This window comes from Hyunsoonleella jejuensis, assembly GCF_900111025.1.
GTDB classification, from domain to species: domain Bacteria; phylum Bacteroidota; class Bacteroidia; order Flavobacteriales; family Flavobacteriaceae; genus Jejuia; species Jejuia jejuensis.
In genome coordinates, this window is sequence record NZ_FOFN01000003.1 from 599,873 (window position 1) to 622,429 (window position 22,557).

The following is a 22,557-nucleotide window of genomic DNA, read 5'->3' on the forward strand; positions in this document are numbered from 1 at the left end:
TAAATAACCAGGTTTGTTAAAGTATTCAGATGTATCCATTAAAAATTTAAATTTTATCGCTTTAATGTAAAGTGTCCTTTAACGTCAAATTCATCACCTTTATAATACACATGGGCGGCAAACCAATAATCATTTGAAGGCATATGATGGCCATTATAGGTACCATCCCACCCGGGCGAGTTATGCGCTAGACTCTTTATTAATTTCCCGTACTGGTCATAAATATGAATTATGGTACCTTCCAGTTGCTCTACACCTGTTATATGCCATGTATCAAAATATCCATCATTATTTGGAGTTAGAAATTTTGGAGTATCGATCACAACAACTTCTTTTGATATTGACGTGCACCCATTGATGTCTATCACGGTAATTAGTCTAGGACCGATAGGTACATTCTGAAAAAAGTTTGAGATTTGTGGTTCTCTATCATCAAGTTGATATAAGTAGTCGCCAATACCGCTTACTGTAATTGTAATATTATTTGGATCTGAAAAATCTACGGTTTCAGTAAATTCTATATTAGCTTGTTCAGATTCAATGACATTAAATGTTTTAGTGGTGGAACAACCATATTTAGTGGTTACAGTAACGCTATATTCACCAATTTCTTCTATTACAATATCTGCGGTAGTTTGACCAAATGGTTCCCAAGCATAAGTATCTTCTTCAAAACCAGTGTCAATCGTTACCATTAACGGAAAGTTTTCTAAACAAATTACCTGATCACCAATATCATTTACAGGTTTTCTTCTCACGTAAGCCATAAAACTAGTAATGCTGTAACATCCAGTCTGGTTGTTTTCTACACGAGCGAATAGTTTTTCTTCAGTATCTATTTCATAAAAATTATCATGATTGTTTTCTTTTGAATTAGCATCTTCATCAGAAGCGTAGTAAGTAACAGTAAATTCATTTGGACTCTGAGCACCTAAAATTTGATGATTTTGATTTGATAGGTTGAATTTATATCTGTTATCGTAATCGTTGTCACAAACCTCCATATCTAATGGTTGATGGGCTACAGGTAAAGGGTTTACAACAAGTTGAAATGGATATACATAATGACACCCTCTAGTTGAAGATTCAATTCTTATATAAATAGTATCGTTAGTTGTGTTGTAGGTATAATCTGTACTTAAAGGGGTTTGTTTAGCCTCGGCGTCTACTGCATTGCTGTAGTAAGTGATTATGGCATCAGCATCGTTCGGTACTATAACCTGGTTGATATTGTTAAGGTTAAAATACCTTGAAGGATTATCACAAATCTCATAGGTTTGAAACTCTTCTATGGCAGGAGGCGATGTAACAATTAATTCTTGGTTGATAACATTATAGCAATTTGCTGAGACATTAAAAACCTTAACATAAATGGTCTGAGGGTTAGAGATATTGGTATAATGTTTAGGGTCTTTGATCGCAGCCGTATCATCGTTCAACAAATTCTCATCATCAAAATAGGATATGATAATATTGCTTGAAGGCGATGGGAATACGTTGTTTTGATTAGCAGAAATATCAAAAACTACAGTTTCATCGTAATCTACATCACACAAAGTAATGGGGTTGACTTGATTTGGGTAATTATGTACTATAGTAGAAAACTCGGTTGTACTAAAACATCCTGTAATTTTATTTTCAATTCTAACGTAGATATCTTGTCCATTTTGTGCATTATAGTTTTCATCTAGCGCATTGGTATCATTCAAGGCCTCCTCATTGGTTTCGTGAAAGGTGATATTGAAATCCTCTGCAAGTTGCCCACCAAGTATTGAGGGTTTCTGTAAGGATAAATCAAAGATTTCAAAACCATCCGCAATAACATCGTCACAGGCTTCCATATCTAATGGTTGATTTGCAATGGGCAAAGGATTTACAATAAGTTGAAACGGATAAACATAATGGCATCCTCTCGTTGCAGATTCAACCCGAATAAAAATGTTGTCGTTTGTTGTATTGTAGTTATAATTGGTACTTAATGGCATAATTCCTGCTTCGGCATTAGCTGCTGTACTGTAGTAGGTAATAATAGCATCAGCATCGTTAGGTACAATAACTTGGTTGATGTCGTTGAGGTTAAAATATTTTGAAGGATTATCACAAATTTCATAGGTTTCAAATTCTTCTATGGCCGGAGGTAAATCAACTTGAAGTTCAATAGGTAAGCTTACTGAACAATTTGAAATGGTATTATTGATTTTTATGTAAACTGTTTCAGGATTACTTGTATTTGTATAGTTTTCTGGATCAGTGATAATTTCGTTATGATTATCTACGCCTTCCTGCGATTTATGGTAAGAAATTACAAGATTGTTTTGTCTTACATCTAGAATTTGAAGTTCAGACTCCGTTATATCAAAAGTTACAACACCATCATAATCTACATCGCACAATACTAAAGGAGATGGTTGTGTAGTTACGGGAACCTGTACAATGCTAAGGGTAAAATCTGTAATACCATGACAGTAGGTGCCATTAGAAATACGGACATAAATAGGCTGAGGATTTACATAATTAGTAAATAAAGGGTCTATAGGGTTGTACCCAAATTCGGCGTCGTAAGCGCTTGTATGTAATGTAATGTTTAAATTGTCATTAATACCCTCTTTGATATGATCTATGGTACTGTTTAAATCAAAAAGTTCAACACCATCGTTAGAAATATCATCACATATAATAATATTTTCTGGTTCATTAAACAAGGGAATCGACCCTACTTCTAAGGCAAAAGATGAAGTGCCGTAACAGTCTGGATCGGTAAAACTTTCAACTCTTGTGTAAATAGTTTGTGGGTTTGATGTGTTTTGGTAAATGTTGTATTTATCTATTTCGTTGGTGCGATTTATTGCATCCTGTTCTGTTTCAAAATACAGTACTTGCTTACCCCATTGTCCGTTTAAAATTTCGTTATCTTTTTGGTAGAAATAAAAATCTGCAATATCATCTGTTCCAGATTCGCAGTTTTCAAAAATTGTAATTTCAGGAAATATTGGTAGTGTATTCACGTTAATGTACACGTACGATATATTAAAACAAGATGTGGTTTTACTCTCAACCCTAAAATAGGCATACTGATTTGTGGCGTTGAAACTCTCTGGGTTTTCGAGTGGTTCTTCACCATTAAAAGCCCTCCAGTAATTATCGTAATACGTGATTTCTACATCTGATAAATCTGTAACAATATCTGGAGCAACAGCAGTTAAATCTACTACAGAAAATGCGTCCTGGTCATCATCACAAACAATTATAGATTGGGGGTAATTAACAATGGGCGCTGTTATAATATTAATTTCAAGAGGTTTTATGGCAACACATCCACTTTGCGGATTAGAAATTCTAGTATAAATGGTTTGGGGGTTATAATAGTTGTAAAATGTAGGGGGTAATCTATTTTCATCATTTTGGGCGTCAACTTCATTAAGATAATATTCTATGGAAACGGGTGAGACACCTTCGGTTAAATCTGAGTTAAATGTATCGAGTATGATAGAAGTATAACCATCTGTATCTGTATCACAATAATCTACGCTATCAATATCTGGGAGTTCTAGTGCAGGATTTATAATTAAACTCACTAAAACATTAACTTTACAAATATCATCAATTACAGTTGTATAAAGTGTTTTTGGGCTTGAAGTTACGGTAATTGGGATACTTTCGTCCAGAGGATTTGTCTGATTATCCAAATCGTCTTGACTTTCATAAAACACCACATTAATATCTCCGTATTCCCCTTTTATATCCTCTTCAATGCTATTTAAATCAAAATCTTCAATACCATCATTGGATATGTCGTCACAAACCTCATAGCTGTTGTAGTCAATTCCAAATTCTACAAGGTTGGTTTGTAATTCTAAAGTAGTCATAGAAAAACAGCCAGTAGTTTCATCATATACCCTAACATAGAGTAGTTGATAAAATTCTGTAGTATTGGTAAAGGCGGTTTCATTGGTTATGGCGTTAACACCATTTAGTGCGTCTGCCTCATTAAGGTGAAACGTTGTTGTAGCACCAGTAACTCCATTTAATATGCTGTTTAAAGCAGTTGTTAAATCAAATTCTGCGATACCATCTGAGTTTTCTTCACAGGCATTTATCCAATGTCTATCGCTAATATTTATGTCAGGGTTAGGTTGTACCGTTACGTCTATAGTTGTAGTTGCGTGGCAGCCTGAAAAAGAATCGTAAACCCTTACAAATAAATTATCGGTAGGATTTATATTTGTATAAAACGAATAAATGGGAAAGAAGCCACTATCAGCGTCCTGCTGAGAATAATGATATGTTACTATTTTTGTATTATCACCTCCCGTTATCTCATTATTTGACTGGGATAAATCAATTTCCTTAAAACCATCATTGTCTAAATCGTCACAGACCAAAATGGGTTGAGGCTTTGTAACTGTTGGAGCTTCGTTTACAATTAAGTTGAAGGTAGGGTAGGCAATGCATCCATTATTAATGTCTTGAATTCTAACATAAATTAATTGTGGGTTGCTGGTGTTTGAATATGGAGATGTGATTGGGTTTGCGTTGTTTCTGGCATCGTCTTCAGATAAATGATAGGATATGTTATATGAACCTGATGGGACAGAATATAGAATCTCGTAGTATTTCAAGTCTAAATCAAAACTTTCTACACCATCATTACTATTGTCATCACATAGAATAAAATTGGTAATGTCTCCTGAAATTTGTTCTCCATTCAATGTTATTGCTATTTCGTCGTCTATCACACAACTGGAGTTATTTAGACCGATAGTTATTTCTACTTTATAGTTTCCAGATGTTGTAGCTGTAAGATTAGGAGTGTCTGCACCAGGAATTACAATTCCATCTAAATACCAAGCATAAGTGGCTAAGCTATTGTTAATATCTGCATTTAAGTCAACGTTATTTGCGCAAGTTGAAATATCATCACCAAGATTTACTGAGGCATTAAAACTATTACCTTCGATAAAAACAGCGGAGTCAAAATTTTGATCATCTTGATCTGCAATAACCAATTTAATATGATATTTCACATTAGGTATTATAGATGCGTTTGCGGTTAAAACAGTTGTTCTACCATTAAAATTGGTGTCACCTTGATTATTGCCTTGAAAATAGGCTTCATTTTGAGCTGGACAAAATCCTACGACTTCTTCCCTAATGGTTGTAGTGTTTACGGGAGTATTAGTGCCAGGTATTAAAGCGATATTTTCGTATGGATCTATAGTTCCAGCTTCTTTGATTAAAAAGGCAAAACCATCACTATAACTACATGGATTTGTTAAATAGTATTCTTCTGAAGCTAATAGGTAATTAAATTGTATTTGGTTTGAAAACGATACAAAATCAAACTCTATAGTTGTGGCATTTAGGGTATTAATAATGCCCAATGCATTCTCTAAATCCGCATCGGTACCCCAGTTTTCTTCACCTTCATTTAAAGTAGTTGTATTAATGGTGTTACCTGCTGAATTTACATTTCCGGTAGACAGTACTATGCCGTTTTCGAATGGGAAGGCAGAACTACCTTTCTCAAAATACCCATAACTTTCTAAATTATTTATACTACCATTTATGTTTGAAGAGATATTACTAATTTCTACACAGCCTTGTGCCAAATTGTTTAAAATTAGTTGCTCTAATGGGATAGAGCTATCTGTGGTGATTTGTTGAGGAAAAACGTTGGTGTTAAAAAATAGAGTAAAAATAATGGATAGAAAGTAAAAATTCTTCATACAGTTGATTGAACCAGTTAGCTAGGGGCGAACCAACTTATTTGTTAATAGCAAAGTAAATTTAGAATTTTATATGAAAAAATTAGTACTCAGTTAAGGGTATATTTAAGAAAAAAGACGAACTGTTAAAAAACTTGGATATAATTAGCGTTTCAAAGCAAAATGGCCTCTAATATTGAAACTTTCACCTTCATGAACGATATCCGCTGAGAACCAATAATCGTCTGCAGGCATATTAGCACCATTAAACGTGCCATCCCACCCAGGAGAATTATGGGGTAACATTTTTAAAAGTTTACCATGTCTGTTATAAATGTAAACAAGAGTTCCAGGTAATTGATCAGCTCCAGTTATATGCCATCTATCAAAAAAGCCATCGTTATTTGGAGTCACAAACTTTGGAATGTCAAAAATGAATACGGTGTCATATGCTGGTGAGCAACCATTTAAGTCTATCACTGTTATGTCGTGGCTTCCTATTGTAACATTATCAAAAACATTAGATGTTTGGGGTTCGCCATTATCTAATATAAACCTATAATCTCCAGTGGCATTTGCATCTATATTTACAGTAATGCTATTTGGGTCTGCAAAATTAACCGTTGTACTTGGGTTTAAAGGCGCCTGTTGCGATTCTATCACCTCAAAATCTTGAGTGTACATACAGCCATTAGATTTGGTAACCGTAACTGCGTAAGTACCGATCTGGCTTGCGTTAACTAAAGTTATTTCAGGAGTAGTTGCGCCATTAGACCACAGATATGTATCACCCGCGTTTCCAGTTTCAGCACTTATGGTAAGCGGAAGGTCATCTGTACACAGAGCTACAACATCGTTAATGGGAATAACAGGAAGGGGCAACACTTGTGTATTAAACTGAGTGATAGCGTAACAGCCAGTATTTCTGTTTTCCAATCTAGCGTATATAGTTTGATTTAGGTTTACTTCATGGAAAGTATCTAACGGATTTATGTCGTCTTGCGCATCAACCGATGAGCTATGATACGATATTTCATAATCAGATGCATTTTGAGTACCTAATATATCAGCGGCAGTTTCTACCAGATTAAATTGTAAAATACCATCAAAATCATCATCACAATAAATTAAATCTTGCGGCGGATTTGCTATTGGATTTTGATTGACTTGCAAAGTAAAGCTTCCGTAACCAATGCAACCGGTGGATAAGTCTTCCATACGAGTATAAATAACGTGACTGTTTGAAGTGTAATTAAAATTTGTACTAAGCGCATTGTTATTATTTTGAGCATCGGTTGGATTGCTGTAGTATGTAATGCCTACAGTGCTTAAATCTTCAACTATAATATCATCCATTATTGATAAATCGAATATATCTGCGTCGTTGTCACATATTTCGTAAGTTCCATTAAATTGGATAATGGGTAGAGGTGTTACTGCAAGTTGTAATGGTAATACTGTATAGCACGTTGTAAGCGTATTCGTTACTTTAATATATACGGTTTTAGAGTTTGAAACGTATGTATTGGGGTTGGTAATGGCCAAAGCATCGTTATCAACATCATCAATATTTTCGAAATAATTAACAACCGTGCCAGTTTGTATCCTATCAAAGTTTTCATATTGAGCATTATCTAAGTCAAACGTTACGAAACCATCATAGTCATCATCACATAAATCAAAAATATCGGCATCAGATAGGTCTGGAGCAGCTACAACGTTTATACCAAAATCTTCAACAACAAAACAGTCAGAATCTTGATTATCTATCCTTACATAAAGTTGCTGTGGATTAGTAGTATTAGTAAAAGCTAAAGGAATAGGGTTTATATTTTCTAAAGCATTAAATTCACTTAAAAAGAAATTGATATCTAAATTTGTTGTTGAACCTTGAGAGATTTCTTCTATTTTTTCATTTAAATCAAAAACACCAATACCGTCATTACTATTATCATCACAAATTAAGAAAGAAGAAGGAGGATTGTAATCTGGATTTGCTCCAACCTCTATAAAAAATGATGATGTGGCATTACAATTAGCATCAGTAATGTTTTCAACGCGAACATAAATTGTTTGTGGGCTCGATGTATTTGTGTAAAGGCTTGTTTTGTCTATTGGCGTTGTAAATGCGGCATCCTCAAAGTAAAATACTTCTTTTCCTGTTTGACCATTTAGTATTTCGGCATCCCAATCAGAAAACAAGAACTCGGTGCGCTCGTCATTATCATCCTCACAAAGTTGAAAATTACTGATAGTTCCAAAAACAGGAACGGTATTAACAATGATTTCTAGATTCGCTATTGCATAACAACCAGAAACTGTACTCTCTACCCTAACGTAAACAGTTTGTGTTCCAGTTTCAAAATTTGTAACATCTGTAATTGGATTTGTATTATTATTGGCTTCATCAAAAGCGGTAAAGAAATTTATATCTAAACCTGAGGTACTGGTAACAATTTCTGGTATTTTATCATTAAGGTTTAAAATAGTAAGTCCATCATCGTCATTATCACAAATTAGCCATGGAGACGGTTGAGATATTGGTGGTGCTGGCCGAACCTCTATTTCAAAAACTTCAACCGTATTACATCCGGTATCTATATTTTCAATTCTGGCGTAAATAGTTTCAGTAGGTGAAGTATTTGCGTAAAATGGCGGTAATGGATTTATGTTTGTATCGGCATCAGTTTGTGATCCAAAATAAGACACGGTAAAATCTATATTTCCGGCAGTAATTAGGTCGTCAAAAGTCGCTAGCTCTATACTAACCACACCATCGTCGTCGTCGTCACAATATGGAACAGGTGCAATAGGATTAAAAACTAAAACCGGATTTACTAGAAGATTGATATCCGAAACCTCCGTACAACTGCCATTACCAATGCTTATAATTAGATTTGTTGGATTCGAAGCAGCGTAAATTTGATTTTTATCTAAAGGATTGTTGTTGTCAAAATCTGTTTGAGTTTCATAAAAAGTTACCGTTACTCCTGGGAGTTCGTTAGCGATATATGTTTCAACCACGTATAAATTAAAATCTGCTATACCGTCATTTGATCCGTCATCGCATAAAGCAAAATCTCCTGTATCTGTACCGGTTAATAATAAGTTTGTATGAATTTCTAGAGGAACTACTGAGGCACAACCGGTAATGTTATCTTCTATACGAACAAAAACTGTTTGCACATCTGGTGTTATATTTTGGTAATTTGTTTCGTTAGCTATGGCATTTATACCTTCGTTGGCGTCGGCTAAACTTTCATGAAAAGTCGTGCTTACTCCTGTTAAACCTTGGAGAATATCGTTAATGGCTTGAGTTAAATCAAAAGTATCAGTGCCATCATGATCTGTATCACAACCATCTAAAGGGATAGGGTCTCTATTTACAATAGGGCTGTTTGTAATATCTACGGTTAATGTACTTGTGGTATAGCAACCAGTGGAAGCATTTACTACCCTAACAAATAAAGATTCAGTAGGCGTATTGCTATTGATGTACGGTATTGGTATAGGGTTGTTACCATTGTTTGCGTCTACAGTATTGTAATGATAGGTTACAACTAAATTGTTGTCTCCAGATGTAATTTCATCATTTTTTACGCTTAAATCTATGGTTGTAAAGCCATCACTTGGGTCGTTATCGCTATCGCAAATAGCCAAATTCGCTGGGGGTGTTATATTTGGTATAGTGTTTACAACAATATTAAACGAAGTGTAAGCCACACATCCAGAATCTAAATCGTCTATTCTTACAAAAATAGGTTGACTTAATGATGTGTTTTGTATTGGACTTGTTATTTGGTTATTCCCAGAACGGGCCTCAGCATCAGATAAATGATAACTAAAGGTAAAGTTTGTAAAGTTAATGATAGTTGCCAGTTCTGCATCTTTTGTGGAAAGGTCAAATGTTTCTACTTCATCGCCACTTAAGTCATCACATAGTTGATAATCTGAAATGCCATTTAGAGTGATTTCGTTTTGAATGTTTACTATAATTTCATCTTCTTCAATACAGCTTGATGAGCCTAAAGGTGTGGTAATTTCTACTCTGTAATTTCCACTTTGGGTAACATTTAGTGTTGTATTGGTTTCTCCAGAAATAGGCGTTGTACTGCCGTTTAAAAACCATTGATAGGTCGATGAAGGATTTTGAATATCGGCATCTAACGTTACTGAGCTTGCACATGTTGAAATATCTTCACCAAGGTCAAGTATTTTAAAACTATCTCCTTCAATAAAAACAGCCGAATCAAATCTTTGATCTGCTTGATCTGCAATTACTAACTTTATGTGGTATTGTACATAAGGTATTATCGTTGCCGTAGCTGTTAGCACTTCAGTTCTACCATTGTAATTGGTGTCACCAATATTATAGCCATCAAAATATTGTTCGTTTTGTGCAGGACAAACCCCTACGATTTCATCGTGCACAGTATTGGTGCTTACTGGCGTTGTTGTTCCAGGTACTACTGCAATATTTTGGTAGGGGCCGGTACTACTGGCTTCTCTAATTAAAAATGCAAAGCCGTCCGAGAATTGGCAAGGGTTGATGCCTGAGTATTCTTCTGATGCTAATAAATAATTAAATTGTACTTGGTTGGATATGGAAACAAAATCAAATTCAATTGAAGTAGCATTTAAAAAGTTGTTGCTGCCTAGAGCTGCTTCTAAATCTAGGTCTGTTCCCCAAGTGGTTGCCCCTTCGCTTAGGTCGGTAGTTATTAGTGTGTTTCCACCAGATTCTGCGTTTCCAGTAGAGAGCATAATACCACTTTCAAAAGGAAAATTGGAAGTGCCACGACTAAATTCTGCAAAACTTCTAAAACCATTACTATCTCCATTTACAAGTGATGTAACATTGGAAACCTCAACACAGCCATCTACCAAATTATCCTCGATAAGTTGGTTCACAGTAACGTTTCCATTAACGTTAATTTGTTGTGCAACAAGGGAATATGCACTAAATATAAGTGCGATAAGAATAATATTGAAATGTGGGGGCTGTTTCAATGTATCTAATTTGGGTAAAACTACAACTTTTTAAAGATGTATTGCAGTATCGAAAGTAAATATATTTTAGACGAAACGCAAAAAAATACGATAAAAAGCAATAAAAATAAGTTTTAGTATTAATTTTTTAGTGTGAAATGGTCTTTAAACAATCTTCCATCTTCCAACAGGACAGAGAACCAATAGTCATCACTAGGTAATAATTGTCCGTTAAAAACACCATCCCATCCTTCTTCTAAAGGCGATAGTTCTTTTAGTAATTTACCATACCTGTTGTAAATCAATATTTTAGCCTGTGATTGAAAGGTATTTGAAATTCCATATACTTGCCAAGTATCATTTTCTCCATCGTTATTAGGCGTAAAGAATTTAGGAAAACCAATTACAGAAACATCTTGTTGAATAGTGCCACAGTTGTTCTCAATATCTCTTACCAGAATGGTGTAAATACCCGGTTTTATATTCTCAAAAGTGTTATTCTCTTGATAATCGTAACTTATACCATCGGCATTAACTAGGCTATACTCGTAAATGCCTTCTCCAAGGGCGTTAACAGTTATAGTATTATTTTGGGCGGCATCCGTAATGTCTATGGATTCAATGTTTGCAATATTTGATGCCTCAACCACTATTTCTCTTTCTTTTGTACATCCTGTAATTCTATTTGTAACCGTAACAGAATAGTTACCTATTTCATTAACTTGAATGGTATAATCTTGCTCTCCTGACGACCAATTGTATAGGAAGTCTGAAATGTTGCCGCTATTTAGACTCGCATTTATTAGGATAGGTTGGGGAAATGAGTTTAGACAATATTTTGCAACTGCTTCGGTTTCTATATCTGGCAAAGGGTTTACAATTAGTTGAATCTCACTAATACCATAGCAGTCATTGTTATTTTCAACCCTGGCATAAATGGTTTGTGAATTAGCAATTGTATTTGTGTAGGTGTTGTTCAAACTATTTTGTTCAATAAGGGCATCTTCATAGCTTTCAAAATATGAAATATCTAAGCCGGTTGGAAGTCCGTTAACAATATCAGCATCGGCATCATTCAAATTAAACATGTAAAACCCATCTTCTGTACCGTCATCGTCACAGGTTGTAATACTGGTGTTAAAAGAATCTGTAAGACTCACATCAAGTGTTAATTCTGCATCTGTAACGCATGATGTGATATCATTTATAACTTCAACGTAAATAGTTTGTGGGTTTGTAGCATTTAAATATGTATCGGGATTAATAATTTCATCTGATCTGGCATTATCTACATAGAATTTTGTTGAAAGATTATCAACACCATTTGTTAAAATAGTATTGGCTTCATTTAGATTGAAAATGGTTAGACCATCTGTAACGCCATCCTCATCACATTGCAAAATATTGTGGTCTATTCTTGTTGCTGCTGGGTTCACAACCAATAGAAGGGGAGAGATGCTGAAGCAATTTGCGTTAAACGCATCTTCAATTCTCACGTAAATTTCTTCATTAAATGGGGTATTGTTGTAATAACTGTTTGGAACTATTGTAGCGGGCATGTTAAGCTCTGCTCCTATCTGCGTACTATGATAAGTTATGTTGATTTCGGATGGATTTTGTCCGTTTAAAATCTCATTAGTTTTGCTAGAAAGTGTAAATACCGCTCTTCCATTGGTATTATCGCCATCATTTAAATCATCACAAATTACATAATCTGATGGTGTTGCAAAATTAGGGCCTAAATTTACATTAAGATTAAACTGAGTAAGTTCAAAACACTCGGTATTATTATTCGTAATTCTTGCGTAGATTATTTGTGGATTTGCTATGTTAGTATAAGGGCTTGATAATGGATTTATACCAATGTTAGCATCACTTTCAGATATATGATAAGTAACGGTAACATCATTTTGTGTTCCCAAAATAGTATTGGTATTGTTTTCTAAATTAAAAGGCATAAAGCCATCATTGAATGGTGCCAAATTATCACAACTTTCTAGATTAATTGGTGTATTTGATATATCTGCGCTATTTACGGGAGGATCAGCGAAACTAGCCGAACCTGTCCAGTCTAAAAAAAAAGCGCTTCCTCCAATTGGTCTGTCGATAACTATATAATAGGTTTCACCTACTTGTACATCTAGCCATTGTACAAAACTATCTCCACTAGCTCCAGGACCTTCACTAAAGTCTGTAGATGATCCATTCATACCCGTAAAATTACTAGTTAAACCAGCCTGTACAGGATTTGTTGTAGAGCATCTAATAGCGGACCCTATATTACTACAAGATACATTGGGACCAAAAACGAAAAAATCATAATCCTCGTTAATATCAGCTACTGAAGGGCGTATGGTAAAACCCAATGTGCCAGCTGTTACAGTAGTAACCTTTAGCCATACACTGTTGTTTTCTTGACTAGAGCAATTAATGCCAAACCCTAACTCTTGGGTACCGATACCATTAACATCTAAATTTAATTGCGAGTTTCCACAGGCAATTACGGCTGCAATACAATCTGTAGGTTCTTGTCCTAATAAGAAACTAAAAGGTACTAGAAACGATAAAAAATAAATTAGTTTTTTATAAAATTTCAACTTACTAGTTTTTAAGCGTGAAATGGTCTTTAAATACCCTACCATCTTGAAGCTCTACTGAAAACCAATAATCATCTGCAGGTAGCACTTGCCCGTTTACTAAACCATCCCAGCCTTCTCCAATAGGGCTAATTTCTTTCATTAGTTTTCCGTATCTATTAAAGATCATTATTTTACTATCGGGCTGGAACATTCTTGAAACCCCATACACTTGCCAAGTATCGTTTTGACCGTCATTGTTTGGCGTAAAGAATTTAGGAAAACCTATTACCGAAACAGCACTTTCTACAATACCACAACTATTTTTAATGTCTTTAACTGATACTGTATATATACCAGGTTTTACATTATCAAAAATATTACTGTCTTGGTATGGTAGGGTTACACCGTTGTCTTGGTTAATAAGACTAAATTGATATATGCCATCTCCAGTAACGTTTACAGCTACGGTATTATTTTGTGCGGCGTCAACTACTTCAAATGGTGCAAAAGTAGCAAGACCAGATGGTTCCACCGTAACTACCCTTTCTGCGGCGCAACCAGTAGCTATATTGGTAACCGTTACAGTATACGTGCCAGCGGAATTAATGGCGATTTCATTGGTTTGTTCTCCTGTGGACCAACTATAGATAAAATCTGAATAATTGGTAGTATTTAAGCCAGCATCAATAGTTATGGTCTGTGGAAACGAATTTGTGCAGTAATAAAATAATTCCTCGGTTTGAATCTGTGGTGGCTGATCTACAATTAGTAAAACTTCGCTTATACCATAGCAGTTATTATTGTTTTCGGCCCTAGCGAAAATAATTTGATTGTAAGGTGTAGTATTTGTGTAAACATCACTTAGATTATTTTTTTCTAATAGTGCATCCTCGTATGTCTCATAATAGGAGATATTTACATTTGTAGAAAGTCCAGTAGTAATCGCAGTATTGGCATTAGTTAGATTAAATTCGTGAATACCATCCTCTAAACCATCATAATCGCAAACTGCTATTTCAGTATTTAAAACATCAGTAACACTAACTTCAAGGGTTAGTTCTACATCTACCATACATTCAGTTTTAATATTAAATACTTGTGCATATATTACTTGTATGGTGGTTGTATTCATGAAGTTGTCCGGTTCTGTTATTAGGTTGGTTCTTGCCTGATCTAGGTAAAATCTAGCAGACAAGCTGTCAATACCTCCAGTTAAGTTCACGGTGGCTTCTTCTAAATTGAAAAGGGTCAATCCGTCGTTTATGCCATCTTCATCACATTGTAAAATAGTATGGTCATAACCTATAGGATTTTCATTAAAATTCACAAATGCTTGTCCTTCAATTGCGCATTCACCATTGTTTGGGTCTATAAAAACCTCATAATGTCCAGCTTGATTTACTTCTAGATCAAATGTGTTTTCAGGTAATGGGATACCATCTCTCGACCAAGTATATGAGGCTCCGGGTATATTAATTGATGTTAACGTATACGAGTCGTTATCGCATAATTCGAGATTTACCTGACTTCTTCCATTTTTTATGATATCAATTTGAGAATTAAAAAACGAAGCTATAAATGGGGGTAAACCTTGCGAGGATAGTGAGGGGGATAAGTTTATGGAATTATGGTTGTAATTGCACAAGGCTCCAATTTTATTTGGCTCTTCGATAACACTTAATCCGCTTAATCCATCTAAATAAGATGCACTTAATGCCCTATAGATTTTACCATTGGGTCCAAGTTGTAATGCACCTCGATACAGTTGTCGTTCATCAATAATTATTTCGGTCGATTGTAAATCGTTTTGCCTTAAATCAAATTGATATAAAGCTGCAAAATGATTAGCAGGGTTATTAGCATTTTCTGGATTTTGGGAGTCAAAAAAATCATTTGAGGCATTTATGTAAAGTAGATTGCTATCAGGTGAAAATTCTACACCATATGGGAAAATGGCATTGTTAGCACCATTTAGGCTTAGCGGTTTTTGGTTTGAAACACTGCCGGTAGTAGTATCAAAATCGTAAACAAACATACCGTTTGAAGCATTGGCGCAGGCAACACGTTTTCCATCAGGAGAGAGTTTTAAATAACCTCTAGCATCTGATATAGAGAGAGGAAATGTAGATTTTACTGAGTTAGTGTTGACGCCAGAACCTGAAATTTCAAATGCATGAAATGTATTGTAAATGGGTATAGTACCGTCAACAGAAGCAAAGGTTAACAACCAAAAAGAACCATCTAAGCAATCCTTTATTACTGCCGTTATTTTCTCGGAACAGTTTAGTAGTAAGTTTACGTTTTTTGTTGTTACTTGTCCAAGTCCACCACTTAATCGCATATCTACAATCGAATAGTTGAGTCCAAAATTTACCTGATCAATAAAATTATCTACAGTGAATACATAATAGATATTTGAATCATCTGGGTTAGGAACAATTATTCCAGATTGTGTGCTGGAGGAATCTCCATGCAAGCCATTACCATTAACCATTATATTATGATTTCTATTCCAGATGGTAATTCCATCTGTGTAGAAAAGAAGGTTGCCCCTGTCATCGGAAATACTTGCACAACCTTCCCTGGTACTTAATCGTCCGTCGCGAACAACATTAACACTGTTGTTGTCCAGATTAAATTTAAGTCCTGCGTTTTCTCCAAAATACCAATTGGCCGCCTGTTTTTGAGCAGAAATGCTAAAAGTAATAATCCAGAAGATTATGAATAATATGGGGTTTTTCATCTTTTACATAGCAAATGCTTTCAAAGATATTATAAATCGCGCTTTTTTAATAATCTTAACGACAAAAAGACAAACAGCGCTGTCCAACCCAGTACTATTACTATTTCGTACCAATGCACGGCATAGTCGTAAACTAATTCTGATTTTTCTGGAAACTTGGTCATAGCAACACGTTGGAACGGTTGGTCAATAAGTTTATACATTGATTCTAAAGGCATAAAATTTTTGATTTTAAAAGCACTTTCTGCATTCCCAAAAATTTCATAAGCTCCCCAAAATACTATCCATTCAAAAATATAGAGTACAAATAAAAAAGCAAGAGCGAATGCAGAACGTTTCACCAACATACCCAAGAACAAACATAAACTGAAAAATCCAACTAGTTTTACAAAATATCCAACTAGATAATCCATCTCTTGGATGATGATTCCAAATTCGTTATAACTCGAATAATATAATCCTATACACAATGAAATTAGCCCAATTAAAATTGTGGAAATAAGCGAAAAGAATATTATAGTATAAAATTTAGATAAAATAAATTCCTTTTTACTCAAGCCATCTATCAAATTTTGTTTCAGGGTTTTATTGCTGTATTCATTTCCAATCATACTTACTACAACAATAGCAAAGAAAAATTTAAACTGAGATGCAAAGAATGTAGTTAAATGCCATATAATAGGGAAGTTGAATACTCCTAATTCTCCAAGCTCTAAAGTAAAAAAACCGAAAACATTTATTTTAAGTGATGACAATAAAATAACAAAAAATGGTAATATAAATGATATAAAAATTAGCACTTTACTCGTTTTGTTGAGCAGTAGCTTTTGTAATTCTAGTTGTAAAAGTCGTAACATTGGTAGCAGGTTAGTTGTTATCGGTTAATTGTAAAAATTGTTCTTCAAGACTTTCTTTACGCTGTACCAAATGGGTAAGTATAATACCTTTTTCAAAAAGTTGTTTATTAAAATCTTCAGAACTTAAGGGTTCATTTAAAAAAGCTGTGATTAAGTTATCTTCTATTTTAACTTGCCCAAATTTATCATGATTTTCCAGAAAATCTAAAAGCGCTTGTTGGTTATTACACTTTAGTTCAAAGAAACCATGGCTAGAAATCATTTCATCTACGCGGCCAGAATATAATTTTACACCTTTGCGCAACACCACAACATGCGAGCATACTTTTTCAACTTCATCTAGTAAATGAGATGCTAATAGAATGGTAGTGCCTTGATTGGCAATATCTTTTATAATTTGACGAATTTGGTGAATACCTTGAGGGTCTAGACCATTTGTAGGCTCGTCTAGAATAAGAATTTCAGGGTCGTTTAATAGTGCAGATGCAATAGCTAAGCGCTGTTTCATTCCCAATGAATAGGTTCTAAATTTACTATTCTTGCGCTCTAACAATCCAACTACTTCTAGCTTTTCATCAACTTTACTTACATCTACACCTTTAATTTTGCACACTAATTTTAAGTTTTCAGAGGCCGTCATGTAGGGGTAAAAATTTGGTCTTTCTATTATGGCGCCTACTTTTTTAAGTGCATCATGTGTAGTAGTGTTGCCATTAAACCATTTAAAATCGCCCGATGTTTTATTAACTACATTAAGCACAACACCCAAGGTTGTGGATTTACCGCTACCATTAGGTCCTAATATACCATATACATTACCTTTGTTAATAGTAAAGGAAAGATCTTTTACGGCGGTTAAATAGCCAAACTTCTTAGTAAGATTGTTGATTGTTAGAATAGGTTCCAAAAGCAAATATTTTATACTGAAAAATATTCAGTAGATGATTAGTTATATTTCTAAGACGAATATGTTCTCTTTTTGTTACAGTTCTTAAAAAAGAACTCCTCAATAAGCCAAACGAAGTTTACTTTAATTTATTAATCGCAAAACTAGAGAAATATAAAGAAAAGTTTAATTTTGAATAATAACAAACCCTATGGACGATTTAAAGATTTCAAAACGCAAACCTTCCTATCCTATTTCAGAAAAATTAAACGATTATCTTTCTGATTATAGTAGAAACATAACGTTACCTATATTTTATGAAGATCTTTTGAGGTTTCAAGGTGCCATTGAAGTATTGGATGAAGACGATGAGGATACGCTATGGGTGCGGGTGTATTATAGCGAATTTGATAGAAAGGAAATAGATGCGTCGTTAAAAAAAGTATATACAATTTTACATTCTGATGGTAACGAGGATATTTTTCCGTTTTTAAGTGTAGATGCCATAGACTACTGTACGTTTGGAAATTCCAAACCATTTCGAATAAAAGTTAGAAATATTTTAAACGATAACTATACTTATTTTTACGTAAAAACTGCCGATGCTTCGCGAATTTATGGATTAGAGTTAGAGCATATGCTTTCACCATACAATCTCAATTTTTTAGTGAGTAGCAATACCTTAATTGAAGAACATATTGCTGGAATACCTGGAGATGTATTTATAAAAGATATGCTACCCAATTGTACGAAACGTGAAAAAGCGCAAATTGCAAAGGAGTTTGTGAAGTTTAATGAGCGTTGTATGATTAGGCTTTTAGGTGATATGCGCTCCTATAATTACGTAATAGTACCAACACATGATTTTGACAAAGTAGTTTACAAAATAAGAGCGATTGATTTTGACCAACAATCCTATGAAGGAAAATTTAATATCTATCGTCCGCAGTTTTTTAAGGAGAATTTAGAAATGGTAAAAATAGTTTCAGATTCTTTCCAAAAAATGTCTATAGAACAATATAAAATTGAAGAACGTTCTATTTTGGTAAAACGCTTAAAGAGTTATTTTTCACGTATCTACGAGCTTTTGGATTGTATGATTGCAGATTCAATTTCAAAAAAAGAGCATATCGATCTATTGAAAATGAAAATTTTTGAATACACCCACGATGTTAGTTTCAAGCGGTGTAAGTCAATGGGTGAAATTTTAGAAAAAGCATTAGAGTTTTTGGTCAACAACTACGAAAACGTAAATCCTTTAAGCATTAGAAAAAAAAGAATTTAATTCCAGTTTTCATCAAAGTCTAAATTGTCATAATCTTCAATGTCGATACCGTCATCAAACTCATTGAAGTCGTCATTGTCGTCAGCTTCAAAAACACGATCTGGAGCAGTATCAGGAACTTGTCCTTGTACAAACATAAGGTTGGGGTAGTCGTGTCCTTCAATAACCTCTACAATTTCTGCTAGCTCAACATAAAACGTCCACATACTCAAAAAGTCATACACGTAAATCAGTTTAGTTTGTGCTTCATGAACCACGTCACTAATTTCTGTCTCATTCATCAAGCGTGCAGAACCGTCATCGCTTAAATCAAATAACAAAATTTCTTCACCTTGTTCCCACTGGTCATTGCTAAGGTAAAATGATGCCATTTCCGTGCCATCAAAACCAAATGATTGGGTAATGATGTTATGCAAATCCTCTAAAGAATCCGTTTCCCGAATTTCTAAATCACGAAAAACGTCTTCCTCTGTGTCGTTGTCTAAAATGACTCTAAACCTGTAAATCATAGTATGAAATTATAGTCAGCAAAGATAAATATTTTTAAATCAAATATAATTTAGAGTTAATAAATGATAGCGCACAAAAAAGCCTCAGCATTACTGTTGAGGCTAGTAGTTAATTTAAGTTAGTCAGCTTTCTAATTATCCATTCATGGATATTAAAAATTCTTCGTTGTTTCTAGTTTGTTTGAAACGGTCGTTGATGAACTCCATAGCTTCAACAGGGTTCATATCCGCAAGGTATTTGCGCATTACCCACATGCGTTGTACGGTATTTTCATCGAGCAATATATCATCACGACGTGTACTTGAAGAGGTAAGGTCGATAGCAGGGAAAATTCTGCGGTTGGATATTTTTCTATCCAACTGAAGTTCCATATTACCTGTACCTTTAAATTCTTCGAAAATTACTTCGTCCATTTTAGAACCAGTTTCGGTAAGCGCTGTAGCTATAATGGTTAAAGAACCACCATTTTCAATATTACGCGCTGCACCAAAGAAACGTTTTGGTTTATGTAAAGCATTAGCATCTACACCACCAGAAAGTATTTTACCAGAAGCTGGTTGTACGGTATTGTATGCTCTTGCTAAACGTGTAATAGAATCTAAAAGAATTACCACATCATGCCCACACTCTACCAAACGCTTTGCTTTTTCTAATACGATATCAGCAATTTTTACATGTTCATGCGCTTCTTTATCAAATGTAGAAGCAATTACCTCACCGCGAACATTACGTTGCATATCGGTAACTTCTTCAGGGCGCTCATCAATTAATAAAATCATTTGATATACTTCAGGATGATTAGCTGCAATAGCATTGGCCACATCCTTAAGTAACATGGTTTTACCAGTTTTAGGTTGCGATACAATCATACCACGTTGGCCTTTTCCAATAGGAGCGAACAAGTCCATAATTCTGGTAGAAATAGTACTTTGGCGTTCTGCAATATTGAATTTTTCTTGAGGGAACAAAGGTGTTAAATGCTCAAAAGCTACACGATCTCTCACCACATTAGGGTCCTGACCGTTAATTTTACTCACCTTGATTAAAGGGAAATATTTTTCACCTTCTTTTGGCGGACGTACGTGCCCTAGAACTGTATCACCTTTTTTTAGCCCAAATAATCTAATTTGAGATTGCGATACATAAATATCATCAGGCGATGATAGGTAGTTGTAATCTGAGGATCTCAAAAACCCATAGCCATCTTGCATAACATCTAAAACACCTTCACTTTCAATAATGGCATCAAATTCATAATCAGGCTCACGGTAACGGTTTCTATTGTCCTTATTGCCGTTATTACCATGGCTTTTTTGATTTTTATGTTGGTGGCTATTGTCGCGTCGTTGGTTTTGATTTCGTTGCTTATTATCGCGCGGTCCTCTATTTTGATTACCTGTGTTGGAAGATTTTGGATTGTTATCATTACCAGACGGTTTATTGCCACTTGTATCAGCAGCAGGTTTTTCCTTCGGAGTACTATTAGAAGGTTTGCTATCGTCCTTATTAGTGACAGGTTTTGCATCTTTTTGTAACCGTTGTCTAGGCTTTTTAGCTGGTTGCTGTTCTTTTTTAGAAGCAACAGGTGCGATTTCTTTGGCAGCGCTTGGATCAGCAGCTTGCTTGTCTAATATTTGATATACCAAATCCAGTTTTTTCATAGAACGGAATTTGGGAATGCTTAATTGTTTTGCAATGTCTTGTAAATCAGTAAGTTTCTTTTCTTTGAGTTGTGAAATTTCAAACATAAATGTTTAATTGAATGCTATTATATTGGATATAAAATTTAAGTTTTTCCGAAAAAAAATAGATTTTTTATTCTGAAGAGTTAACAATCTGTACTGGCGATTGTTGTGAATTAATGATGCAATAATACAACTTTATTTTAATTTAAGCTGTCAAATTAATAAAGAAACTACTATTTTTGCCTTCCAGAATATAAAATCAAATGTTACAACGCATTCAAACCGTATATTTAATACTAGCAGCAGGCAATGCACTTGGGCTTATATTTGTGTTTCACTTATGGATTACAAATGATGGTTCTACGGTTTTCGCAAAAGATGAATTACCTGTATTTGCAGCGTTTTTAGCATCGGGTATTTTGTCTATGATTACCATATTTTTATTTAAAAACAGGAAGCTCCAATTTGTTTTGGGGCGTCTTAACATCATATTAAACTTTTTTTTACTAGGATTTTTCGTGTATCAATCTCTAAATTTATCTGGAGAAACTGAGGTTTCAGAGAAAGGTATTGGGATGTTTCTTCCTATAATTTCTATCGTGTTTTTGGCCTTGGCCAATAAAGCCATTAAAAAGGATGAAGATCTTGTAAAATCTGTAGATCGATTACGTTAAACCTAACATCTTAGTAGTATTAGTGCGTAAGCCCAAGGTGAAGACCTTGGGCTTTTTTATTCATTTAAATCACAAAAAAAAGCCTGAATTGTTTTTCAGGCTTTTCAAATTATTAATCACAGTTTTTATTTTATTTCAATAAGTTCCAAATCAAAAGTTAGATCATGTCCAGCTAACGGATGGTTAGCATCCACAACAATATAATCTTCCTTAACTTCAGCGATTCTAAATTGCATCTCTCTGCCATCTTCACCTCTAGAAGCTAATCCCATACCAACCTCAGGTGTCATATCTTGTGGAAGTTGTTCCTTCTTTACATCATAGAACAATTCTTTTTGTACCTCTCCATAAGCCTCAGCAACTGGAATAGTAATTGTTTTTTTCTCGTTTACTTTCATAGTAACAATACCTTTTTCAAAACCAGGAATAAGTGCCCCTTGCCCAAGTGTAACCTCAAGTGGTTCCCTCTCTAGTGAGCTATCAAAAATCTGTCCATTGCTTAATTTTCCAGTATAATGAACTCTTACAGTATCATTTTCTTTTACTTGACTCATGCTAATATTATTTTCTGTTTTTAAATAAGTCTGCGAATTTACAACTAATCAATTGAAAATAAACACTTTTTTAGTTTTTGGTTGTTTACC

11 protein-coding genes are annotated in these 22,557 nt (G+C 34.5%); 2 read left to right on the forward strand and 9 right to left on the reverse strand.

Annotation, left to right across the window (positions count from 1 at the left end; translation table 11 throughout):
• Positions 1-53: 53 nt before the first annotated feature.
• The 6 genes from BMY39_RS12440 to BMY39_RS12465 all read right to left on the reverse strand — a co-directional run bounded on the left by BMY39_RS12440 (position 54) and on the right by BMY39_RS12465 (position 17,780).
• Positions 54-5,726, reverse strand: coding sequence for a T9SS type B sorting domain-containing protein (locus BMY39_RS12440; RefSeq protein ID WP_092580111.1), 5,673 nt, complete (start codon positions 5,724-5,726; stop codon positions 54-56).
• A gap of 144 nt (positions 5,727-5,870) precedes the next feature.
• On the reverse strand, positions 5,871-10,715 hold the full coding sequence (locus BMY39_RS12445; protein ID WP_245738273.1) for a T9SS type B sorting domain-containing protein: 4,845 nt from the start codon (positions 10,713-10,715) through the stop codon (positions 5,871-5,873).
• A 119-nt stretch (positions 10,716-10,834) separates the two neighbouring features.
• On the reverse strand, positions 10,835-13,291 hold the full coding sequence (locus tag BMY39_RS12450; protein WP_245738274.1) for a T9SS type B sorting domain-containing protein: 2,457 nt from the start codon (positions 13,289-13,291) through the stop codon (positions 10,835-10,837).
• Between the two features lie 4 nt (positions 13,292-13,295).
• Positions 13,296-16,016: a T9SS type B sorting domain-containing protein gene (locus BMY39_RS12455; protein WP_092580115.1), complete on the reverse strand. Its 2,721-nt coding sequence runs from the start codon at positions 16,014-16,016 to the stop codon at positions 13,296-13,298.
• A 29-nt stretch (positions 16,017-16,045) separates the two neighbouring features.
• A complete protein-coding gene (locus tag BMY39_RS12460; RefSeq protein WP_092580117.1) occupies positions 16,046-16,873 on the reverse strand; it encodes an ABC transporter permease in 828 nt (275 codons plus the stop codon).
• 10 nt (positions 16,874-16,883) lie between these two features.
• Positions 16,884-17,780, reverse strand: coding sequence for an ABC transporter ATP-binding protein (locus BMY39_RS12465; protein WP_092580119.1), 897 nt, complete (start codon positions 17,778-17,780; stop codon positions 16,884-16,886).
• Between the two features lie 190 nt (positions 17,781-17,970).
• Here BMY39_RS12465 and BMY39_RS12470 point away from each other — a divergent pair, with 190 nt between their 5' ends.
• A complete protein-coding gene (locus BMY39_RS12470; RefSeq protein ID WP_092580121.1) occupies positions 17,971-19,044 on the forward strand; it encodes a hypothetical protein in 1,074 nt (357 codons plus the stop codon).
• On the opposite strand, the gene BMY39_RS12475 is transcribed toward BMY39_RS12470, so the two are convergent.
• Together BMY39_RS12475 and rho are read right to left on the reverse strand one after the other, a co-directional pair.
• Complete coding sequence (locus BMY39_RS12475; RefSeq protein WP_092580123.1) at positions 19,041-19,553, reverse strand: IS1096 element passenger TnpR family protein; 513 nt, start codon at positions 19,551-19,553, stop codon at positions 19,041-19,043. The genes BMY39_RS12470 and BMY39_RS12475 overlap by 4 nt on opposite strands.
• Before the next feature lie 135 nt (positions 19,554-19,688).
• A complete protein-coding gene (rho, locus tag BMY39_RS12480; RefSeq protein ID WP_092580125.1) occupies positions 19,689-21,302 on the reverse strand; it encodes a transcription termination factor Rho in 1,614 nt (537 codons plus the stop codon).
• A gap of 200 nt (positions 21,303-21,502) precedes the next feature.
• Here rho and BMY39_RS12485 point away from each other — a divergent pair, with 200 nt between their 5' ends.
• Positions 21,503-21,913 carry a DUF4293 domain-containing protein gene (locus BMY39_RS12485; protein WP_092580127.1) on the forward strand — a complete coding sequence of 137 codons (411 nt, stop codon included), beginning with the start codon at positions 21,503-21,505 and terminating at the stop codon, positions 21,911-21,913.
• Positions 21,914-22,038: 125 nt separating this feature from the next.
• Here the strand turns inward: BMY39_RS12485 and BMY39_RS12490 are convergent, their stop codons facing one another.
• Positions 22,039-22,467, reverse strand: coding sequence for an FKBP-type peptidyl-prolyl cis-trans isomerase (locus tag BMY39_RS12490; protein WP_092580129.1), 429 nt, complete (start codon positions 22,465-22,467; stop codon positions 22,039-22,041).
• Between the last annotated feature and the right edge of the window lie 90 nt (positions 22,468-22,557).